We start from the raw sequence: 17,982 nt of genomic DNA, 5'->3' as shown, positions 1-17,982 counted from the left end.
AGATGCGCGGCCTCATCCCTCTCCATGTCGTCATTGCGAGGAGCGAAGCGCAGAGGCAATCCAGACAGCATCCGCGGTGGACATTCTGGATTGCTTCCGCCTACGCTCTCCAAGCTTCGGCGGACAAGTCGCTGCGCTCGCAATGACGGCGGAGAGGCAGAGCGCCCCATTGAGCCTTCTCTGATCCCAGCGAGCACGGGAGCTCCAACCGGACGATAAGGCCTATGCGTGCCCGGCGGCGTTGGACAGCATGCCGGGATCAATGCCGATCTTGCGCAGCGCGAGATCGTATTTGGCGTCGACATTGTCGCCGAAGATCAGCTCCGGATCGGCGTCGCAATGCAGCCAGCCATTGTCCTGGATCTCTTCCTCCAACTGGCCGGCGCGCCAGCCGGCATAGCCGAGGGCGAGGATGGCGTGCTTCGGACCGTCGCCCTTGGCGATCGCCTTGAGGATGTCGATCGTCGTCGTCAGGCAGACGCCGTCGTTGATCTTCAAGGTCGCGTTGGCGATGAAGTAGTCGCTCGAATGCAGCACGAAGCCGCGCCCGGTATCGACCGGGCCGCCGCTCAGCACCTTCATCGTCTCGGCGCTGTCGGGCAGGCTGATCTGATCGCTCTTCTCGATGATATTCAGTTGCATCAGGAGCTGAGGGAAGTCGATGCTGCCCGCCGGCCGGTTCACCATGATACCCATGGCGCCCTCGGCCGAATGCGCGCAGAGATAGATCACCGAGCGCTCGAAACGGGAATCGCCCATCACGGGCATCGCAACCAGCAGCTGACCGTCGAGGTAACCACCGTGAGAGGTGTGATCCCCGATCCCTGTCACTTTGCGGCGAATGTCGCCCAGCCTTTTTGCCTCAGGATTCATCCGCAAGGACTCTCATGATCATCGATATCCTGATATTGGGATGCGCATCTGTCAATCAAGGTTCAGGTCCTCGCGAGGAAATCTGCTCACAAGCATTTCAATGGTTTGCGCCCGAACCGCACTCTAAAGACGTCTCATGTCCGCCTTGGTTCCTCACCACTCTGCCACACTGCTCGTCGCGACCGTCGTATCATCCTGCCTTGCGTTCGGCGCGCAGGCGCAGGATTCCTCGCCCTGGCAGCGCGACAGCCACTCCGCGGTGCGCCTGCTCGCGGGCTCGCGCAGCGGTCCGGTCATGCTGGGCGGCATCGCCTTCGCGCTGCAGCCGGGATGGAAGACCTATTGGCGAACGCCCGGCGATTCAGGCGTGCCGCCGCGGTTCGACTTTTCCAAGTCGGAGAACGTCGAAGCGGTGACGGTTCTGTGGCCCGCGCCGACAAAGTTCGACGACGGCGCCGGCGGACACTCGCTCGGCTATCATGATCAGGTCGTGCTGCCGCTGCGCATCGTCGCCAAGAACCCCGACAAGCCGATGACCCTGCGCGCCGACGTCAGCTACGCGGTCTGCGAGAAGATCTGCATTCCCGTCGAGGCAAAGGCCGAGCTCGCCTTCACCAGCGTCGCCAGCACCGAGGATACGGCGCTCTCGGCGGCCCTCGACACGGTGCCGAAGCCGGCCACTGTCGGCGACGCCATTCCCTTGACGATCCGCGACGTCAAGCGCGACGGCCCGAAGGACGTCGTCGTCGACGTCGCCGTCGCCGATCCGCGCGGTGTCCAGCTCTATGTCGAGGGGCCGACGCCTGACTGGGCACTGCCGATCCCGACCGTGCGCGACAGCGGCATGCCGGGCATCAAGCGCTTCGCCTTCGAGCTCGACGGCGTTCCGCCGGGCGTGAAGCCGGACGGCGCGGCCCTGAAATTCACGCTGGTCGGCCCCGACAAGTCTTACGAGTTCAACTTCACTCTGCCGTGACGGCTGTAGCGCCGCGCGACCGACGCGGCGCCGGCCCAACTCAATCTTAACGTTGCGTTGATAGGGAAGCACCATCGCCGCCATCCGCGCGGCCGTGGAGCCGGACCCCGCCGTGGCCGTGATGGATGCCCGCAACGCCCCCGCATCGAGCGGCCTCGCGGCCCGCCTGAAGGCGCGCCTGGCCGCGCTCGGCGGCAGCGGCGAGGCATCGCTGACGCGCCGCCTGGCCGGCACCATCTTCCTGATCCGCGTGCTCAGCGCGGGCCTCGCCTATCTCAGCCAGATCCTGCTCGCGCGCTGGATGGGCGGCTCGGACTACGGCACCTATGTCTATGTCTGGACCTGGGTGCTGCTGCTCGGCAGCATGCTGGATGTCGGCATCGCCTCCTCGGCGCAGAAGATCATTCCGGACTACCGCACCTCGGGCCAGCAGGCGCTGCTGCGCGGCTTCCTCTCCGGCGGACGCTGGCTGACGCTGGCGACGTCCACCGCTGCGGCGCTGCTGCTCGCCGGCCTGATCGCGCTGCTGTCGCCCTGGATCGACGCCGGCGAGCGCATGCCGCTCTACATCGGCTGCCTCACCTTGCCAGCCTTCGTCGTCGCCAACACCCAGGACGGCATCGCCCGCTCGCACGACTGGATGACGCTCGGCCTGATGCCGCAATTCATCATCCGCCAGACGCTGATCATCGGCTTCACGGCAGGCGCCTTCGTGCTCGGCCTCGATCTCGGCGCCACCGCTGCGATGGCCGCGAGCGCGGCCGCGGTGTGGCTTGCGATGCTCGGCCAGATGCTGGTGCTGAACAACCGGCTCCGCGGCCACGTCGAGCCAGGTCCCAAACAATATGATCTCCGCGGCTGGCTCGCGATCTCGCTGCCGATCCTCTTGGTCGAGAGCTTCTATCTGCTGCTGTCCTACACCGACGTGCTGGTGCTGCAGCAATTCCGCTCTTCCGAGGAGGTCGGCATCTATTTCGCGGTGGTGAAGACGCTCGCGCTGGTGTCGTTCATCCACTACGCGATGTCGGCGACGACGGCGCATCGCTTCGCCGAATACCACGCGCTCGGCGACAAGGCGCGGCTGTCGGCCTATGTCGCGCATGCGATCAAGTGGACGTTCTGGCCGTCGCTCGCGGCGACGCTGGTGCTGCTCGCGCTCGGCAAGCCGCTGCTGTTTCTGTTCGGCGCGCAGTTCACCGCCGGCTACGACATCATGTTCATCGCCGCAATCGGGCTCGTCGTACGCGCCGCGATCGGACCGGTGGAGCGGCTGCTCAACATGCTGGGCCAGCAGCGCGCCTGCGCCATGGCCTATGCGGCGGCCTTCGTCATGAACCTCGTGCTCTGCATCCTGCTGGTGCCGCAGTTCGGCGGCCACGGCGCCGCGGCGGCGACCTCGCTGTCGCTGGCCTTCGAGACCGTGCTGCTGTTCCGGATCGTCAAGCAGCGGCTCGGGCTGCATGTCCTCGCCTTCGGCAAGGCATCTTGAGGAAACCATATTGACGCATCTGTTGCGTCATCTTGGCCTCGCCTTGGCGGAACTGCGAGCGTCGTGCCGCCACGCCTCGTCTCGCCCGGCGATCACGCAAGTGTTGGGTGCAACGCCTTGATATTGGCGCGATCCTCCGGGCACATGATTTGAATGCGCGCTGGGGGAGAATGAGATGTCGAGACTGGGGGTCGCACTATCGCTGGCCGGAACCGTGATGCTGGCCGGCTGCATGGAAGCGACGCTGTCGCCGACGTCAGACGCGGCGTTGACGCCCCGCGACCGTCAGTTGCTGGCGCACGCGCCCTATGCCGAGGCGCAGATCCCGCAACAGTTCCAGCGCCACATGGTCGACTACACCCGGCAGGAACAGCCGGGCACGATCGTCGTCGATACCGATGCGCGCTTCCTGTACTACGTGCTGCCCGACCGCAAGGCGATCCGCTACGGCGTCGCCGTCGGCGAAGAGGCGATGGCCTTCTCCGGCGTCGCCACCGTCGGCAAGCTCGCGGAATGGCCGGACTGGGTTCCCACCGCCGACATCCAGGCGCGCCTCGGGCCGTATCCGAAGCGCGTCGCCGGCGGCCCGGCGAATCCGCTCGGCGCCCGCGCCATCTATCTGTACGAGGGCAACAAGGACACCCTGTACCGCATCCACGGCACCAACCAGCCCGAATATATCGGCCAGGCGATCTCGTCGGGCTGCATCCGCATGACCAATACCGACGTCGCCGACCTCTACAACCACGTCCAGCTCGGATCGACCGTGGTCGTGCTGCCGCCGGGCCAGAGCGTCGCGTCCACCACCGCGAACGTATTCGCCCGCCGCAGCTGATATCGCGACGTTCTGCGACGCGCGCGGGTTACGGCGCGGGGTCGACGCTCAGGTACTCCGGAGGCACGTGGTCGGTCAGCCAGACGCCGTTGTCCGCAACGAAGAACTTCAAGCGATCCCGATGCATCGCTGCGGCATCGACGCGCAGCACGATGGGCTCGCCGTGCCGGCGCCCGACATTGACGGCCGTCGCCTCATCCAAAGACAGATGCACCTGCTGGCGTGACTGCGGCCTCAAGCCTTCTGCCATGATCGCTTCGACGAAGCGCGTCGCCGTTCCGTGATACAGCACGGCGGGCGGCTCGCGCGGGGTCAAGCCGAGTTCCACCGCCACCGAATGTCCCTGCGCCGCCCGAATGCGCTGCCCGTCCTGCGAGACCGTGAAGCGCTTCTTGTCGCTGGTCGCGACCACCTGCTCCAGATCGGCCCGGCTGAGGACGGTCCCCGCCGCCGCCGCGCGCGCGATCAGATCATCGATGATCGCCCAGCCCTGCCCATCCAGCACCAAGCCGATTGTATCTGGCTGGTGGCGCAGCACGAGACTGAGGAACTTGCTCAAGCGGACCGGATCGAAGGCCATCGTCTGCATCCTAGCCGTAGCGCAGCTTCAGGCCGAGGATCGCCGCCACCAGGCCGAGCGTGATCGCGTTGGCGACGACCAGCGGCAGGTCGCTGATCAGCGCGCCGTAGAGCAGCCACATCGAGTTGCCGGTGGTCTGCAGCACGAACATGCCCATCGAGATGTCATGGGTCGAGCGCGACCGCCAGGCCTTGATGACCTGCGGCAGGAACGAGCTCGTGGTGCAGATGGCGGCGCCGAGGCCGATGATCGTGGTCAGCAAGGTCGAGGGTCCGTGCGCTGGTCGTGGAAACGCACGCTTGTAGAATGGACCGCGCCGAAGCGAAACCCGCCCCGGCGCGAAACTGGTGCCTTGTTCAGCGCTCCCTGCGATCGTTACGCCGCCGTCCAACCGCCGTCGATCGAGAGGTTGGTGCCGGTGATCTGCGCCGCATCGTCGCCGCACAGGAACAGCGCCAGCGCCGCGACCTGCTCGGAGGTCACGAACTCCTTGGTCGGCTGCGCCGCGAGCAGCACGTCGTTGATGACCTGTTCCTTGGTGAGGTTGCGCGCCTTCATGGTGTCCGGAATCTGCTTCTCCACCAGCGGCGTCCACACATAGCCCGGCGAGATGCAGTTGCAGGTGATCTTGAAGGTCGCGAGCTCGAGCGCCACGGTCTTGGTGAGGCCGGCGATGCCGTGCTTGGCCGAGACATAGGCCGACTTGAACGGCGAGGCGACCAGCGAATGCGCGGACGCCGTGTTGATGATGCGGCCCCAGCCGCGCTTCTTCATGCCGGGAACGGCGGCACGGATGCCGTAGAACGCGGACGACAGGTTGATCGCGATGATCTGCTCCCACTTCTCCGGCGGGAAGTCTTCGACCGGCGAGACGAACTGGATGCCGGCATTGTTGACGAGGATGTCGACCGAGCCGAACGTGGTCTCGCCGAGCGCGATCATGCCGGCGATCTCGGCCGGCTTGCTCATGTCGGCCGGCGAGTGCACGGCCTTGACCTTGAAGTCGCTCTCGATCGCCGCACGCTCCTTCTCGATGTCGGCTGGCGCGCCGAAACCGTTGAGCACGATGTTCGCGCCGGCGGACGCGAAGGCGCGCGCATAGGCCAGCCCGATGCCGCTGGTCGAGCCGGTCACGACCGCGGTCTTGCCCTTCAGATTCGTCGTCATTGCTTCACTCCTTCTTGGCGGCAGCGAGACTGCCGTCCTGCGTGAGATCGTAGGTGACCATGGTCTCGCCGGACTGCGGCCGCTCCAGCCAGTCCTTGTGGCGCATCGACTGGTGGACATCGCGCACGCCCGCTTCCCAATGCTCGACCATCGCGACATGGGAAAAATCGTAGTCCTTGGAGGACGTCTCGTAGTTCTTGCTGCGATAGATCAGGTGCACCACCGTGACGGTGTTTTCCTGCGCCGCCTTGCACAGGATCTCGAGCGAGGGATCGTTGCGCAGCTCGTCGGGCAGCTTGGCATAGAGCTCGCGCAGCGCCTTGCGCGTGTTGTGGATCATGCGGTTCTTGTCGGTGTTCATCCGCGTCCGGCTGGAATAGCGGATGTCCTTCTCGCGCTCGGCGGCCTCCAGCAGCGTCCGCGGCAGATCGCCGCGCGCGGAGAACAGATCGACCTGGAAGATCAGCAGATCACGATCGGTCTCGGTATCGAGCACGTAGTCCAGCGGCGTGTTGGAGGCGATGCCGCCGTCCCAATAGTGCTCGCCGTCGATCTCGACCGGCGGGAAGCCGGGCGGCAGCGCGCCCGACGCCATGATGTGCTCGGGCCCGATCCGCTTGCCCTGCTTCCTGAATTCGACATTGTCGAAATAGGTGAAGTTGCCGGTGGTGACGCCGACGGCTCCGACGGAGAGCCGCGTCTTCAGATCGTTGATGCGGTCGAAATCGACCAGCCGTTCCAGGGTCCGCTTGAGCGGCGCGGTGTCGTAATAGCTGACCGATTGCAGCGTGCCTGACGGCCACAGCGGCGCCGGTGGGAAGCGCGGCGTGAAGAAGCCGGGCACGCCGAACGCCGCGATCAGCCCGGCGCTGACTTCGTTGAAGGCCGAGCGGTGATGATCGCCATTGAGCAGCGGCTTCCACGGCACCGGCGACGACACCATCTCCCAAAATTCCTTGAGACGGCCAATGCGTTTCTCCCGGTCGTTGCCGGCGATGATCGCGGCATTGATGGCGCCGATCGAGATACCGGCGACCCATTCCGGTTCGAAATCGAAATGGCACAGTGCCTGATAGGCGCCGGCCTGATAGGAGCCGAGCGCGCCGCCGCCCTGCAGGACGAGCACGCGTTGCGATTCGGCGGGGGTTGCAGGCAGCGGGGGAAATGGATGTTGCGTCATTACCGCGGTCATTAGCAAAGCAAGGCGCCACCGTGGCGTCACTTCGCGGTGACGTCAATCCACCCCAAGGGCTAGGCCGGCCTGACTCGCGCGCGAGCCATGCGCACGCGGCCTGCGCAGGGCGGCGGCAGCCCAGCCTGTCAGGAGGGCTTCTTGCCGTCCGGCGCGGCCAGGATCATGGTCCAGAACACTTTGTACTTGGTGTTCGGAGCATAGCTCGCTGCGATGCCTATTTTTGTGACACCGCTCTTGAGCATGTTGGCGCGATGCGGCGGCGAGTCACGCCAGCCGGAAAACGCCTCCGCCAGCGTGTGATAACCGGCCGACACGTTCTCGACCGCGACGACAGCGTCATAGCCGGCACCCGTCAGGCGCTTCGCCAGCGGGGCGCGCACGTCATGATCGAGCTTGTTCTTGTCGGCCATCGCCTGCGACTGCGATTCCGCCAGCCGCATCAGCTCGGGGTCGACCTCGACCGTGCCGAGCCCGTTGTTCTGGCGGTATTGCGAGATCATCGTCGCCGCAGCCACCGCATCGAGCTTGGCGCCCGCGACCGCCATATCGGCATACATGGTCGGCGCCTGCACGACCGGCGTCTCGGCCGCACAGCCGGCGAGCAGGAATGCAATGGAGAGAGCGAGAGCCAGACGCTTCAATGAACCAATCCCTATGCCGATGCGAGAGGCGGGTTGTTGCACATCAACCGTGGCTGAAAGGTGAATCGGCGGTAAGTTCCGTCGCGACAATTGCGGCCATTCCTGCCGGCAACCGTTCGTCAACCATAGGAGCAGTTCGGTCAAGCCAGGAACGGCACGACGCCCTCGGTGTCGTCCTGGCCTTGAGCCGGGACCTTACTCCGCAGCGGTCGTGGTGAGACCCGATGCCGCTCCGGCGTGCCTCAAGCAAGCTTCACGGCGTATGGTTCCCGGATCAGCGCCCGCCAACGCTTTCGCGTTGCCGGGCTTGTCCGGGACGACACCGCATGTTTGGCAGCGATCCGGGACGAGCCCGAACAGCCCCTACCCGGCCGCGAAAATCCGATAATGCCGCGGCTTCAGGCCGATGCGGTCGCCGATGCGGAGCTCGCGGTCGCGGGGGGCGTCGATCTCGATGGTCGAGCCTTCAGTCAGCGCGATCTCGGCGCGCTGCACTGGGCCGAAGCTGCGGACGTGGGTGACGGCGCCGTGCAGCGTGCCGCTGTCCGCGGAGCCGATCAGCATGTCGTGCCGGCGCACGAACAAGGTCGAGGCGCCCGCGGCCACGCCCTCTGCAGCCAGGTCCAGCGGCCGCCCGTTCAGATGCACGGCGCCGCCGGAGATCTCCACCGGCAGCATGATCGATTCGCCGATGAAGCCGTGCACGAAGGCCGTCGCCGGACTGTCGTAAACGTCGCTCGGCGAGCCGACCTGCTCGATGCGGCCCTTGTCCATCACCACGACGCGGTGCGCGACCTCGAGTGCCTCCTCCTGATCATGCGTCACGAAGATCGAGGTGACGTTGATCGAGTGATGCAGGGTGCGCAGCCATTGCCGCAGCTCCTTGCGCACCTTGGCGTCGAGCGCGCCGAACGGCTCGTCGAGCAGGAGGATGCGCGGCTGGATGGCGAGCGCGCGCGCCAGCGCGATGCGCTGGCGCTGGCCGCCGGAGAGCTGGCTCGGATAGCGATCGGCGAGCCAGTCGAGCTGGACGAGGTCGAGCAGCTCCTTCACGCGCGCGCGGATCTCAGCCTCGCTCTTGCGGATGCGGCGCGGCTGCACGCGCAGGCCAAAGGCGACGTTCTCGAACACGTTCATGTGCCGGAACAGCGCGTAGTGCTGAAACACGAAGCCGACGTGACGCTCGCGCGCGCCGCGATCGAGCGCGCTCTCGCCGTCGAACAGGATCTCGCCGGAATCGGGCCACTCCAGCCCGGCGATGATCCGCAGCAAGGTCGTCTTGCCCGACCCGGACGGGCCCAGCAGCGCCAGCAATTCGCCGTCGGCGACCTTGAGATCGACGCCGTCGAGGGCCTTGAACGTGCCGAACGTCTTGACGACACCCCTGACTTCAATGGTCACGCGGACCTCCCTCATCGAGTTGCCGTTCGAGGACGGTTTTGACGACCAGCGTGATCAGCGCGAGCATCGCCAAGAGCGAGGCGATCGCGAATGAGGCGACCATCTGGTATTCGTTGTAGAGGATCTCGACCAGCAGCGGCATCGTATTGGTCTCGCCGCGGATATGGCCGGACACGACCGAGACGGCGCCGAACTCGCCCATCGCGCGCGCGTTGCAGAGCAGCACGCCATACAGCACGCCCCATTTGATGTTCGGCAGGGTGACGCGGAAGAACGTCTGCAGGCCGGACGCGCCGAGCGAGATCGCCGCCTCCTCCTCCTGCGTGCCCTGCTCCTGCATCAGCGGGATCAGTGCGCGCGCCACGAACGGGAAGGTCACGAACACGGTCGCCAACGCGATGCCGGGAAAGGCGAACAGTATCTGCAGGCCATGGCTCTGCATCCACGGACCGAAGAACCCCTGCGCGCCGAACAGCAGCACGAACACGAGGCCCGATATCACCGGGCTCACCGAGAACGGCAGATCGATCAGGGTGATCAGGAACGTCTTGCCCGGAAAGTCGAACTTGGCGATCGCCCAGGCGGCGCACAGGCCGAACACGAGATTGGTCCCGACCGAGACCAGCGCCACCAGCAGCGTCAGGCGGATCGCGGCCCACGCCTCGGCGTCGGCAAGCGCGGTGAAATAGGCCGCGATGCCCTTGCCGAACGCTTCCACGAACACGACGATCAGCGGCAGCACCACGAACACCGACAGGAACGCCAACGCCAGCGTAGTGATGACGATGCGGACCAGGCGCGGCTCGGTGCGCGGATCGGGGCGGCCGGCCTGCGCGACGTGCGGGCTGGCCGCGGACGATGCCACGGATGGCGCCTGCAGGGTCATCTCCACGCTCATGTCGGGTCCTAGTTCAAGGGCGCCCGGCTCTGCGCCCAGCGCTGCAACCGGTTCACGGCAAAGATGATCAGGAACGCCACGACCAGCATCACCACCGCGATCGCGGTGGCATCGGCGTAGCGGAATTCGGACAGCCGGATCACGATCAGCAGCGGCGCGATCTCGGAGACGTTCGGCAGATTGCCGGCGATGAAGATCACCGATCCGTACTCGCCGACAGCGCGCGCAAAGGCGAGTGCGAAGCCAGTGAGCAGCGCCGGCGTCAGGCTCGGCAGGATCACGCGGGCCACGATCTGCCAGCGCCCGGCGCCGAGGCTCGCCGCCGCCTCCTCGATCTCCGGATCGAGATCGATCAGCACCGGCTGCACGGTGCGGACGACAAAGGGGATGCCGATGAAGATCATCGCAACGAAGATGCCGAGCGGCGTGAACGCCACCTTGATGCCCATTGCGGCGAGCGGCGCGCCGAGCCAGCCCTTCTGTGCGAACAGCGCCGTCAGCGCCACGCCCGCCACCGCCGTCGGCAGCGCGAACGGCACGTCGACGATGGCGTCGAACAGGCGGCGCCCGGGAAAGCGGTAGCGCACCAGCGCCCAGACGACGATGGTGCCCATCACCAGATTGACGCAGGCGGCGGCGAAGGCGAGCCCGAACGAGATCTTCAGCGCGCTCAAGGTGCGACGGCTGGTGACGATGCCCCAGAACTGCTCCAGGCTGAGATCGGTCGAGCGGACGAACAGTCCCGCCAGTGGAATCAGGACGATCAGCGACAGCCAGGTCAGCGTCAGCCCCATGGTGAGACCAAAGCCCGGCAAGGTGCTGCGACGTGGTGCAAGTACGTTCAAAAAAAGGCCTGGTCCGTTGATGATCGGTGTCGATGGGCTTGAATCGATTGTGGTGTCCGGCCGCCGCCCCCAGCCTCGTCTCGGCAATCGAGACCGGGGACCGCGTCTCATGCGCGATATCGCAGATCGCCGCAACGCCAGCTTCTTGCCTTGTTGTCTCGAAGCCGTATCAGATCGGCGGTCACCAACTTGTTCCTTCTGATTCGATCAATTCTTGTAGATTTGATCGAAGATTCCGCCTTCCGCAAAATGGTCCTTCTGGGCCTTGGTCCAGCCGCCGAACACCTCGTCGATGGTGAACAACTCGACCTTGGCGAAGGCAGCCTCGTACTTCTTGGCCACCTCGGGATCACGCGGACGGTAGGAGTTGCGTGCGGCAATTTCCTGACCTTCCTTTGTATACCAGTATTTCAGGTAGGATTCAGCCACACTTCGCGTGCCCTTTTTGTCGGCCACCGAGTCGACCACCGCAACTGGCGGTTCGGCCAGGATCGACAGCTGCGGCGCGACGATCTCGAACTTGTCCTTGCCGAACTCACGCAGGGCCAGATGCGCCTCGTTCTCCCAGGCGAGCAGGACGTCGCCGACACCGCGCTCCACAAAGGTCACGGTGGCGCCGCGGGCGCCGGTGTCGAGCACAGGGACGTGCTGATAGAGGTCGCCGACGAACTGCTTGGCCTTGTCGGCCGAGCCGAACTTCTTCAGCGCATAGCCCCAGGCGGCCAGATAGTTCCAGCGCGCGCCGCCGGATGTCTTCGGATTGGGCGTGATGACGTCGACGCCCTTCTTGAGCAGGTCGTCCCAGTCCTTGATGCCCTTGGGATTGCCTTTGCGCACCAGGAAAACGATGGTCGAGGTGTAGGGCGAGGCATTCTGCGGCAGTCGCTTTTGCCATTCCTTGTCGAGCAGACCCTTGCCCGCGATCGCGTCGATGTCATAGGCGAGCGCCAGGGTCACGACGTCGGCCTGCAGCCCGTCGATGACGCTGCGGGCCTGCGCACCGGAGCCGCCATGCGACTGCTTGACCTCGACGCTCTTGCCGGTCTCCTTCTGATAGGCGGCTGAAAACGCCTTATTGAACTCGACGTAGAGCTCGCGGGTCGGGTCATATGAGACGTTGAGCAGACTGATGTCCGCGGCATAGGCCGATCCTGCCCATGCCAGGCCTGCGACCGCAGCCAGAAGACGTCGCATCATCATCCAAGCTCTCCGTTCCATTCACCGCCCGCAATGTTGCAGGCGCGCACTGCAGATCGCCAAATGTTCACGTCGGAGTCAACGGAACCGGATTTTCTTGTTTCCGGCCGGACATAGGCATTTTGCTACGAAGCGCTCGGCGTTGGGATAGCTGTTCTTGCCGCGGCACAATGTCGTCATGGGCTGCCAGGTCAGCCGGCCGGTGAGTTTCGAACTACACCTTCGAGGTCGCGATCGTGTGGATGCCGCATTCGGTCTTGTCACGGCCGCGCCAACGGCCGGCCCGCTCGTCCTCGCCGGAGTCGGCGCGGCTTGTGCAGGGCATGCATCCGATCGAGCGGAAGCCGGCGGCGACCAGCGGATGCTGCGGCAGATTGGCAGAGCGGTAGATCGCCGCGATCTCCTCGCGGGTCACATTGGCGAACGGATTGAATTTCACCCGCACGCCGTCCTGCTCGACGACCGGGATCGCCGCCCGCAAGCCGCCCTGGAAACGCTTGCGGCCGTTGATCCAGGCGGCGAACGGCGCCAGCGCGCGTGCCAGCGGCTCGACTTTGCGGATGCGGCAGCAGGCGTCGGGATCGGAGAACCACAGATCGTTGTCGGCGTCCTCGCGCTCGAGCGCGGCGGCGTCCGGCTTCATCGAGCGGACGTCTTGCAGGCCGAGGATCTCGATGAGCCGGTCGCGATAGGCCAGCGTCTCCGCGAACATGTGCCCGGTGTCGAGGAAGATCACCGGGATCGCCGGATCGACGTCGGACGTCACCTTCAGGAGCGCAGCCGACTCCGTTCCAAACGACGACACCACCGCCAGCCGCTCGCGACCGATCGCCGCGAGAGCAGCGGCAATGACCTCATGCGGCGCGGCGGTGCGCAGCGCGGCGTCGAGCGCCGCGACCGGGATCTCCGCAACGGAAGGCGATGCAGCCAGCGTGCTCACAGCCCGGCACTCTCCGAATGGCGCAGTTGCAGGCGCTGATGCAGCGCCGAGATCCGGCCGTCGCCGGTCGGCTGGTAGAACACCGAATAGCGCTTCACGGTCTCGGTGAACGCCTCGGCATCGGCCTGCTTCTTGACGTCGAAGGCATCGAAGCCGGCGCGCAGCATGAACACGAACTGATCGCGCAGCACCTGCCCCGTCGCGCGCAGCTCGCCGCGGAAGCCATGGCGCTCACGCAGCAGACGCGCCTGGGTATAGGCGCGGCCGTCGCGAAAACTCGGAAACACCAGCGCGACCAGCGCGAGCCGGTCGAGATACGGCACGAGATCGTCGACGTCGCGATTGTTCGGCCAGATCACGCCGAGCTTGCCACTGGAGCGGCTGACCAGCGCGTCGGGGCCGGCGAGAAAACGCGTCTCGGAGACGAGGATCGCGCCCTGCGCCGGCAGTTCGGCATCGTCGGTGAGGCGGACGAACGCGTCCGCGATGATGTGTCCGCCCTTAACGAGTGGCATAGACCCGCTCCCTGAATGGTTCGACCCCGAGCCGCTTCACCGTGTCGACGAACAGCTCCTCGGGGCTCGCGCGCAGCGCAAGATAGGCTTCGACGATGTCCTCGACGACATCGGCCACTTCGGCATAGGGCACCGCGGGTCCGATCAGGGTGCCGAGCACGGCGCCCTCGTCGGCACGGCCGCCGATCGTGATCTGATAGAATTCCTCGTTGTTCTTCTCGACGCCGAGGATGCCGATATGGCCGACATGATGGTGGCCGCAGGCATTGATGCAGCCGGAGATGTTGATGTGCAGCCGGCCGATCAGGTTCGCCGTGTCGTGATTGGCGAAGCGGCGCGTGATCTCCTGAGCGATCGGGATCGAGCGCGCGTTCGCCAGCGAGCAGTAGTCCAGGCCCGGGCAGGCGATGATGTCGGACACGAGGTTGACGTTGGGAATCGCGAGGCCAATGGCCTCAAGCGCCTTCCACACCGCCGGCAGGTCGCGCTTGCGGACGTGCGGCAGCGCCAGGTTCTGCTCATGCCCGACGCGGATCTCGCCGAACGAGTATTTGTCGGCGATGTCGGCCAGCGCATCCATCTGGTCGGCGGTCGCATCGCCAGGCGGCTTGCCGATGGGCTTCAGCGACACGGTCACGATGGCATAGCCCTGCACCTTGTGCGGGAACACCGAGTTCTTGCGCCAGGCCTCGAACTTCGGATCGTGCGCCGCCTGCTTCAGCTCCTCCGGCATGTGCGGCAGCGTCTCGTAGGCCGGATAGAAGAAGCGCGAGCGGATGTCCTCGATGATCCCCTGATCGAGCTTGAGCACGCCGTCGCGGATCTGCTGCCACTCCTCCTCGACCTCGGCGGCGAACTTCTCGATGCCGAGCTCATGGACCAGGATCTTGATGCGCGCCTTGTAGATGTTGTCGCGGCGGCCGTACTGGTTGTAGACGCGCAGGATCGCCTCGACATAGCTGAGAATGTCGTGGCCGTGGACGAACGGCTTGATGGTCTTGGCGATGAACGGCGTGCGGCCGAGGCCGCCGCCGACCAGCACCTCGAAGCCGGTTTCGCCCTGCTCGTTCTTCTTGAGACGCAGGCCGATGTCGTGGATCTTGATCGCGGCGCGGTCGTGGTCGGACGCCGTGATCGCGATCTTGAACTTGCGCGGCAGGAACGAGAATTCCGGGTGAAGCGTGGTGAACTGGCGCAGCAGCTCCGCCCAGATCCTGGGATCCTCGACCTCGCCCGGCGCGACGCCCGCCCACTGATCCGAGGTGACGTTGCGCATGTTGTTGCCGGAGGTCTGCATCGACTGGATGCCGACCTCGGCGAGGTCGGCCATCGCATCCGGCAGCTCGGCGAGCTTGATCCAGTTGAACTGGATGTTCTGCCGCGTCGTGAAGTGACCGTAGCCGCGGTCGTAGCGGCGCGCGACATGGGCCAGCCGGCGGAGCTGGTTCGACGCCAGCGTGCCGTAGGGGATCGCGATGCGATACATGTAGGCGTGGAGCTGCAGATAGACGCCGTTCTGCAGCCGCAGCATCTTGAACTCGTCCTCGGACAATTCGCCCGATAGGCGCCGCTTCACCTGGTCGCGGAATTCGGCGACGCGCTCGTTGATCAAGGTGCGGTCGATTTCGTCATAAGCGTACATGACAGGCCTTCAGACTTGAGCCGGGAGCGCGATGGAGGCGCCCGTGAGCCGGATGTGTTCGCGCATATTGCCGGGTTTGACCGCACCGTCGGCGCCCACCTCGACCGGCGCGATGTAGGGACCGATCGCACCGAGATCGTCGGCCACCGCTTCCGACAGCAGGGCGCGCGCCTCGTCGGCGGTGCGGACGATCGCCGCATCGGAGAGCTCATCCGACCAGCTCTTGGTGCCGGTGCGGTAGATCACCGCGCCATCCCAGGTCCGGTTCGCGGTGATGATCGAGGGACCGGTGATCTTGATCTTCTGTTGCAGCGGGGAGGTCATTCAGACGGGTTCCAGGAGTTGTGCGATCACGCCACTGATAGTCTGCTGACGCCACGGCGCGGAGTGCGCCACGACGTCACCGATGATGAGGATGGCCGGACCGCCATCGATTTGGCCGACGAGATCCGGCAACTGATCGAGCGTGCCGACCGCCGCCTGCGCATCGGGGCGCGTCACCTTCGCGAACACACCGACCGGCGTCTGCGGCGAGCGGCCCGCCGCGAGGAGCCCTGCGCGCACCGCCGGCGCCGCGGTCATGCCCATGTAGACGACGACGGTCATCTTGGTGTCAGTCAGCGCCGACCAGTCGACCGCCTCGGCATCGCGCTCCTTGTGCGCGGTGAGGAAGGTGATGCGCAGCGCCTTGCTGCGGAAGGTCAGCGGCACCTCGAACTGCGCGGCGGCGCCGAGGCCGGCGGTGATGCCGGGCACGATCGTGTAGGACACGCCCGCCTTGCGCAGCGCATCGACCTCCTCGCCGCCACGGCCGAACACGTAGGAGTCGCCGCCTTTCAGCCTGACCGCGCGCTTGCCCTCGCGTGCCGCTTCGATCAGCAGCCTGTTCACAGCGTCCTGGCCAATGCCGGGCTTGCCGACGCGGCGGCCGACCGGCACGCGCGAGGCATCGCGGCGGATGCGGTCAAGAATCTCAGGCGTGACCAGCTCGTCGTAGAACACGACATCCGCGTCCTGCAGCGCGCGCAGCGCCTTGATCGTCAGCAGGTCGGGATCGCCGGGACCGGCGCCGACCAAGGTCACATGGCCGTTGCTGCGGCCGGCATGATCGGCGCCCGCAAACGCCGTGGGATCGGCAATGCCATGCAGCGCCGCCTCCGCTTCCTGCTTGCGGCCCGCCAGCACCAGTGCACCGATCGGGCCGTCGACGATGCGCTCCCAGAAGCGGCGGCGCAGCGTCATCTCGGCGATCTGCGGGTTGATGGTCTTGCGGAAGTCGCCGATGAAGCTCGCGAGCTCGCCGATCCGCGCCGGCAGCAGCGCCTCGATGCGCTCGCGCACGCGGCGTGCCACGACGGGCGAGGAGCCGCCGGTGCCGATCGCCACCACCACGTCGCCGCGATCGACGATCGCCGGAAAGATGAAGCTGGAATGCGCGAGGTCGTCCATCACGTTGACGGGCAGACCAACGCTGCGCGCCCGCGCCGACATCGCAACGCCGATGTCGCCAGCGCCCGCGCACAGCACGGCGATGACGCCAGTGAGATCGGCGCTCAGCGGGTCGCCTTCGGCGCGCTCGATCTGGCCGTGCTGATCGCGCAGACCCGCGAGATCGAAGTCGCCGTCGGTGGCGAACCAGCGGATCCGTGCGCCCGCGGACAGCAACACGCGAAGCTTGGCGCGCACGAGCTCGCCCGCGCCGATCAGCAGCACGGGGCCGGTCTTCAGATCGAGAAACACCGGCAGATATTGCATTGCGTTCTTCAGCTTCGGCACTTGGGGGTTGACTGGAATTATTTTCTATATAAGTGTCCCGCCTACGACGTAAAGAGAAAATTATTCCTTGGCTCCGCCATAGAATTTTCTCCCAGGCAGGCGATGGCTGATAGCATGCACATTCTCACAAACGACGTTTCCAGAGATCGGTTGCCCTCCTCCGAGATCGAGCAAGCATCTTCCATGCCGCGCGTCCTCAACGCCGCACCGACGATGGACCATCTCGACGAGCTGGAGGCGCAGAGCATCTACATCCTTCGCGAGGCCTTTGCACGGCTGAAGAAGCTGGCGCTGCTGTGGTCGCTGGGAAAAGATTCCAACGTGATGATCTGGCTGGCGCGCAAGGCGTTCTTCGGCCGGGTGCCGTTCCCCGCCATGCATGTCGATACGGCCAAGAAGTTTCCCGAGATGTACGCCTTCCGCGACACCTACGCGAAGGAATGGGGCCTCGATCTCAAGGTCGAGCCGTGCCCGCCGATCGATGCCGTCGATCCCACCCTGCCGCCCGCCGCACGCTCGGCTGCGCGCAAGACCGAAGGCTTGAAGATGGCGCTCGCCAAGCATGGCTTCGACGGCCTGATCGCGGGCATCCGCCGCGACGAGGAGGCGACGCGCGCCAAGGAGCGCGTGTTCTCGCCGCGCGGGGCCGAGGGCCATTGGGATGTGCGCGACCAGCCGCCGGAATTCTGGGATCACTTCAACGCCTCGCCGCCGCAGGGCGCTCACTTGCGCATCCATCCGATCCTGCATTGGACCGAGGCCGACATCTGGGCCTACACGGCGCGCGAGAACATTCCGATCATCCCGCTGTATCTGTCCAAGAACGGCAAGCGCTATCGCTCGCTCGGCGATCAGGACATCACCTTCCCGGTCGCGTCGAACGCCTCGAACATCCCCGAGATTCTCGCCGAACTCGAAAGCACCAAGGTGCCCGAGCGTGCCGGCCGCGCGCTCGACCACGAGACCGAAGACGCCTTCGAGCGGCTTCGCGTCGCCGGCTATCTGTGAGGGG

At 65.7% G+C, this 17,982-nt stretch carries 19 protein-coding genes; 4 read left to right on the top strand and 15 right to left on the bottom strand.

Features of this window, described 5'->3' with window-relative positions; translation table 11 throughout:
• Nucleotides 1-222: 222 nt before the first annotated feature.
• Entirely contained in the window at nt 223-873 is a 651-nt protein-coding gene (locus ACQR0U_RS04935) for a YqgE/AlgH family protein (protein WP_315713870.1), read from the bottom strand.
• A gap of 136 nt (nt 874-1,009) precedes the next feature.
• Between ACQR0U_RS04935 and ACQR0U_RS04930 the strand changes: the two genes are divergently transcribed.
• The 3 genes from ACQR0U_RS04930 to ACQR0U_RS04920 all read left to right on the top strand — a co-directional run bounded on the left by ACQR0U_RS04930 (nt 1,010) and on the right by ACQR0U_RS04920 (nt 4,173).
• Nucleotides 1,010-1,849 carry a protein-disulfide reductase DsbD domain-containing protein gene (locus ACQR0U_RS04930; protein ID WP_315713869.1) on the top strand — a complete coding sequence of 280 codons (840 nt, stop codon included), beginning with the start codon at nt 1,010-1,012 and terminating at the stop codon, nt 1,847-1,849.
• A gap of 112 nt (nt 1,850-1,961) precedes the next feature.
• Nucleotides 1,962-3,338 carry a lipopolysaccharide biosynthesis protein gene (locus ACQR0U_RS04925; protein ID WP_316225837.1) on the top strand — a complete coding sequence of 459 codons (1,377 nt, stop codon included), beginning with the start codon at nt 1,962-1,964 and terminating at the stop codon, nt 3,336-3,338.
• Nucleotides 3,339-3,513: 175 nt separating this feature from the next.
• On the top strand, nt 3,514-4,173 hold the full coding sequence (locus ACQR0U_RS04920) for a L,D-transpeptidase (protein ID WP_315713867.1): 660 nt from the start codon (nt 3,514-3,516) through the stop codon (nt 4,171-4,173).
• A 28-nt stretch (nt 4,174-4,201) separates the two neighbouring features.
• Here the strand turns inward: ACQR0U_RS04920 and ACQR0U_RS04915 are convergent, their stop codons facing one another.
• The 14 genes from ACQR0U_RS04915 to cysG all read right to left on the bottom strand — a co-directional run bounded on the left by ACQR0U_RS04915 (nt 4,202) and on the right by cysG (nt 16,949).
• Nucleotides 4,202-4,753, bottom strand: a complete 552-nt coding sequence (locus ACQR0U_RS04915) for an RNA 2'-phosphotransferase (protein WP_315713866.1) — start codon at nt 4,751-4,753, stop codon at nt 4,202-4,204.
• A gap of 10 nt (nt 4,754-4,763) precedes the next feature.
• Nucleotides 4,764-5,015: a SemiSWEET transporter gene (locus ACQR0U_RS04910; protein ID WP_315713865.1), complete on the bottom strand. Its 252-nt coding sequence runs from the start codon at nt 5,013-5,015 to the stop codon at nt 4,764-4,766.
• Nucleotides 5,016-5,128: 113 nt separating this feature from the next.
• Nucleotides 5,129-5,920: a 3-hydroxybutyrate dehydrogenase gene (locus ACQR0U_RS04905; protein WP_172134430.1), complete on the bottom strand. Its 792-nt coding sequence runs from the start codon at nt 5,918-5,920 to the stop codon at nt 5,129-5,131.
• A 4-nt stretch (nt 5,921-5,924) separates the two neighbouring features.
• Nucleotides 5,925-7,100: a patatin-like phospholipase family protein gene (locus ACQR0U_RS04900; RefSeq protein WP_316159343.1), complete on the bottom strand. Its 1,176-nt coding sequence runs from the start codon at nt 7,098-7,100 to the stop codon at nt 5,925-5,927.
• 140 nt (nt 7,101-7,240) lie between these two features.
• Nucleotides 7,241-7,756: a CAP domain-containing protein gene (locus ACQR0U_RS04895; protein WP_315714371.1), complete on the bottom strand. Its 516-nt coding sequence runs from the start codon at nt 7,754-7,756 to the stop codon at nt 7,241-7,243.
• A gap of 363 nt (nt 7,757-8,119) precedes the next feature.
• Nucleotides 8,120-9,157, bottom strand: a complete 1,038-nt coding sequence (locus ACQR0U_RS04890) for a sulfate/molybdate ABC transporter ATP-binding protein (RefSeq protein ID WP_315713863.1) — start codon at nt 9,155-9,157, stop codon at nt 8,120-8,122.
• On the bottom strand, nt 9,147-10,055 hold the full coding sequence (gene cysW / locus ACQR0U_RS04885) for a sulfate ABC transporter permease subunit CysW (RefSeq protein ID WP_316165794.1): 909 nt from the start codon (nt 10,053-10,055) through the stop codon (nt 9,147-9,149). The genes ACQR0U_RS04890 and cysW overlap by 11 nt, the downstream gene beginning before the upstream one ends.
• Before the next feature lie 8 nt (nt 10,056-10,063).
• Nucleotides 10,064-10,900, bottom strand: a complete 837-nt coding sequence (gene cysT / locus ACQR0U_RS04880) for a sulfate ABC transporter permease subunit CysT (protein ID WP_315713861.1) — start codon at nt 10,898-10,900, stop codon at nt 10,064-10,066.
• Between the two features lie 207 nt (nt 10,901-11,107).
• Nucleotides 11,108-12,097: a sulfate ABC transporter substrate-binding protein gene (locus ACQR0U_RS04875; protein ID WP_315714369.1), complete on the bottom strand. Its 990-nt coding sequence runs from the start codon at nt 12,095-12,097 to the stop codon at nt 11,108-11,110.
• 214 nt (nt 12,098-12,311) lie between these two features.
• Nucleotides 12,312-13,037 carry a phosphoadenylyl-sulfate reductase gene (locus ACQR0U_RS04870; RefSeq protein WP_315713860.1) on the bottom strand — a complete coding sequence of 242 codons (726 nt, stop codon included), beginning with the start codon at nt 13,035-13,037 and terminating at the stop codon, nt 12,312-12,314.
• Nucleotides 13,034-13,552: a DUF934 domain-containing protein gene (locus ACQR0U_RS04865; protein ID WP_316194808.1), complete on the bottom strand. Its 519-nt coding sequence runs from the start codon at nt 13,550-13,552 to the stop codon at nt 13,034-13,036. The genes ACQR0U_RS04870 and ACQR0U_RS04865 overlap by 4 nt, the downstream gene beginning before the upstream one ends.
• Entirely contained in the window at nt 13,539-15,194 is a 1,656-nt protein-coding gene (locus tag ACQR0U_RS04860) for a nitrite/sulfite reductase (protein ID WP_434872089.1), read from the bottom strand. The genes ACQR0U_RS04865 and ACQR0U_RS04860 overlap by 14 nt, the downstream gene beginning before the upstream one ends.
• A 9-nt stretch (nt 15,195-15,203) precedes the next feature.
• The gene (locus tag ACQR0U_RS04855) at nt 15,204-15,518 is read right to left on the bottom strand and encodes a DUF2849 domain-containing protein (protein WP_315713857.1); all 315 of its coding nucleotides are present in this window, start codon (nt 15,516-15,518) and stop codon (nt 15,204-15,206) included.
• Nucleotides 15,519-16,949: a siroheme synthase CysG gene (gene cysG / locus ACQR0U_RS04850; RefSeq protein WP_315826003.1), complete on the bottom strand. Its 1,431-nt coding sequence runs from the start codon at nt 16,947-16,949 to the stop codon at nt 15,519-15,521.
• Between the two features lie 204 nt (nt 16,950-17,153).
• Between cysG and cysD the strand changes: the two genes are divergently transcribed.
• Nucleotides 17,154-17,978: a sulfate adenylyltransferase subunit CysD gene (cysD, locus tag ACQR0U_RS04845; RefSeq protein WP_315713855.1), complete on the top strand. Its 825-nt coding sequence runs from the start codon at nt 17,154-17,156 to the stop codon at nt 17,976-17,978.
• Nucleotides 17,979-17,982 lie beyond the last annotated feature (4 nt).

Source organism: Bradyrhizobium sp. HKCCYLRH3097, assembly GCF_051167875.1.
Lineage (GTDB): Bacteria > Pseudomonadota > Alphaproteobacteria > Rhizobiales > Xanthobacteraceae > Bradyrhizobium.
Note: the sequence above shows the minus strand (reverse complement) of the source record. Positions and strands in the feature narration are given on the sequence as shown.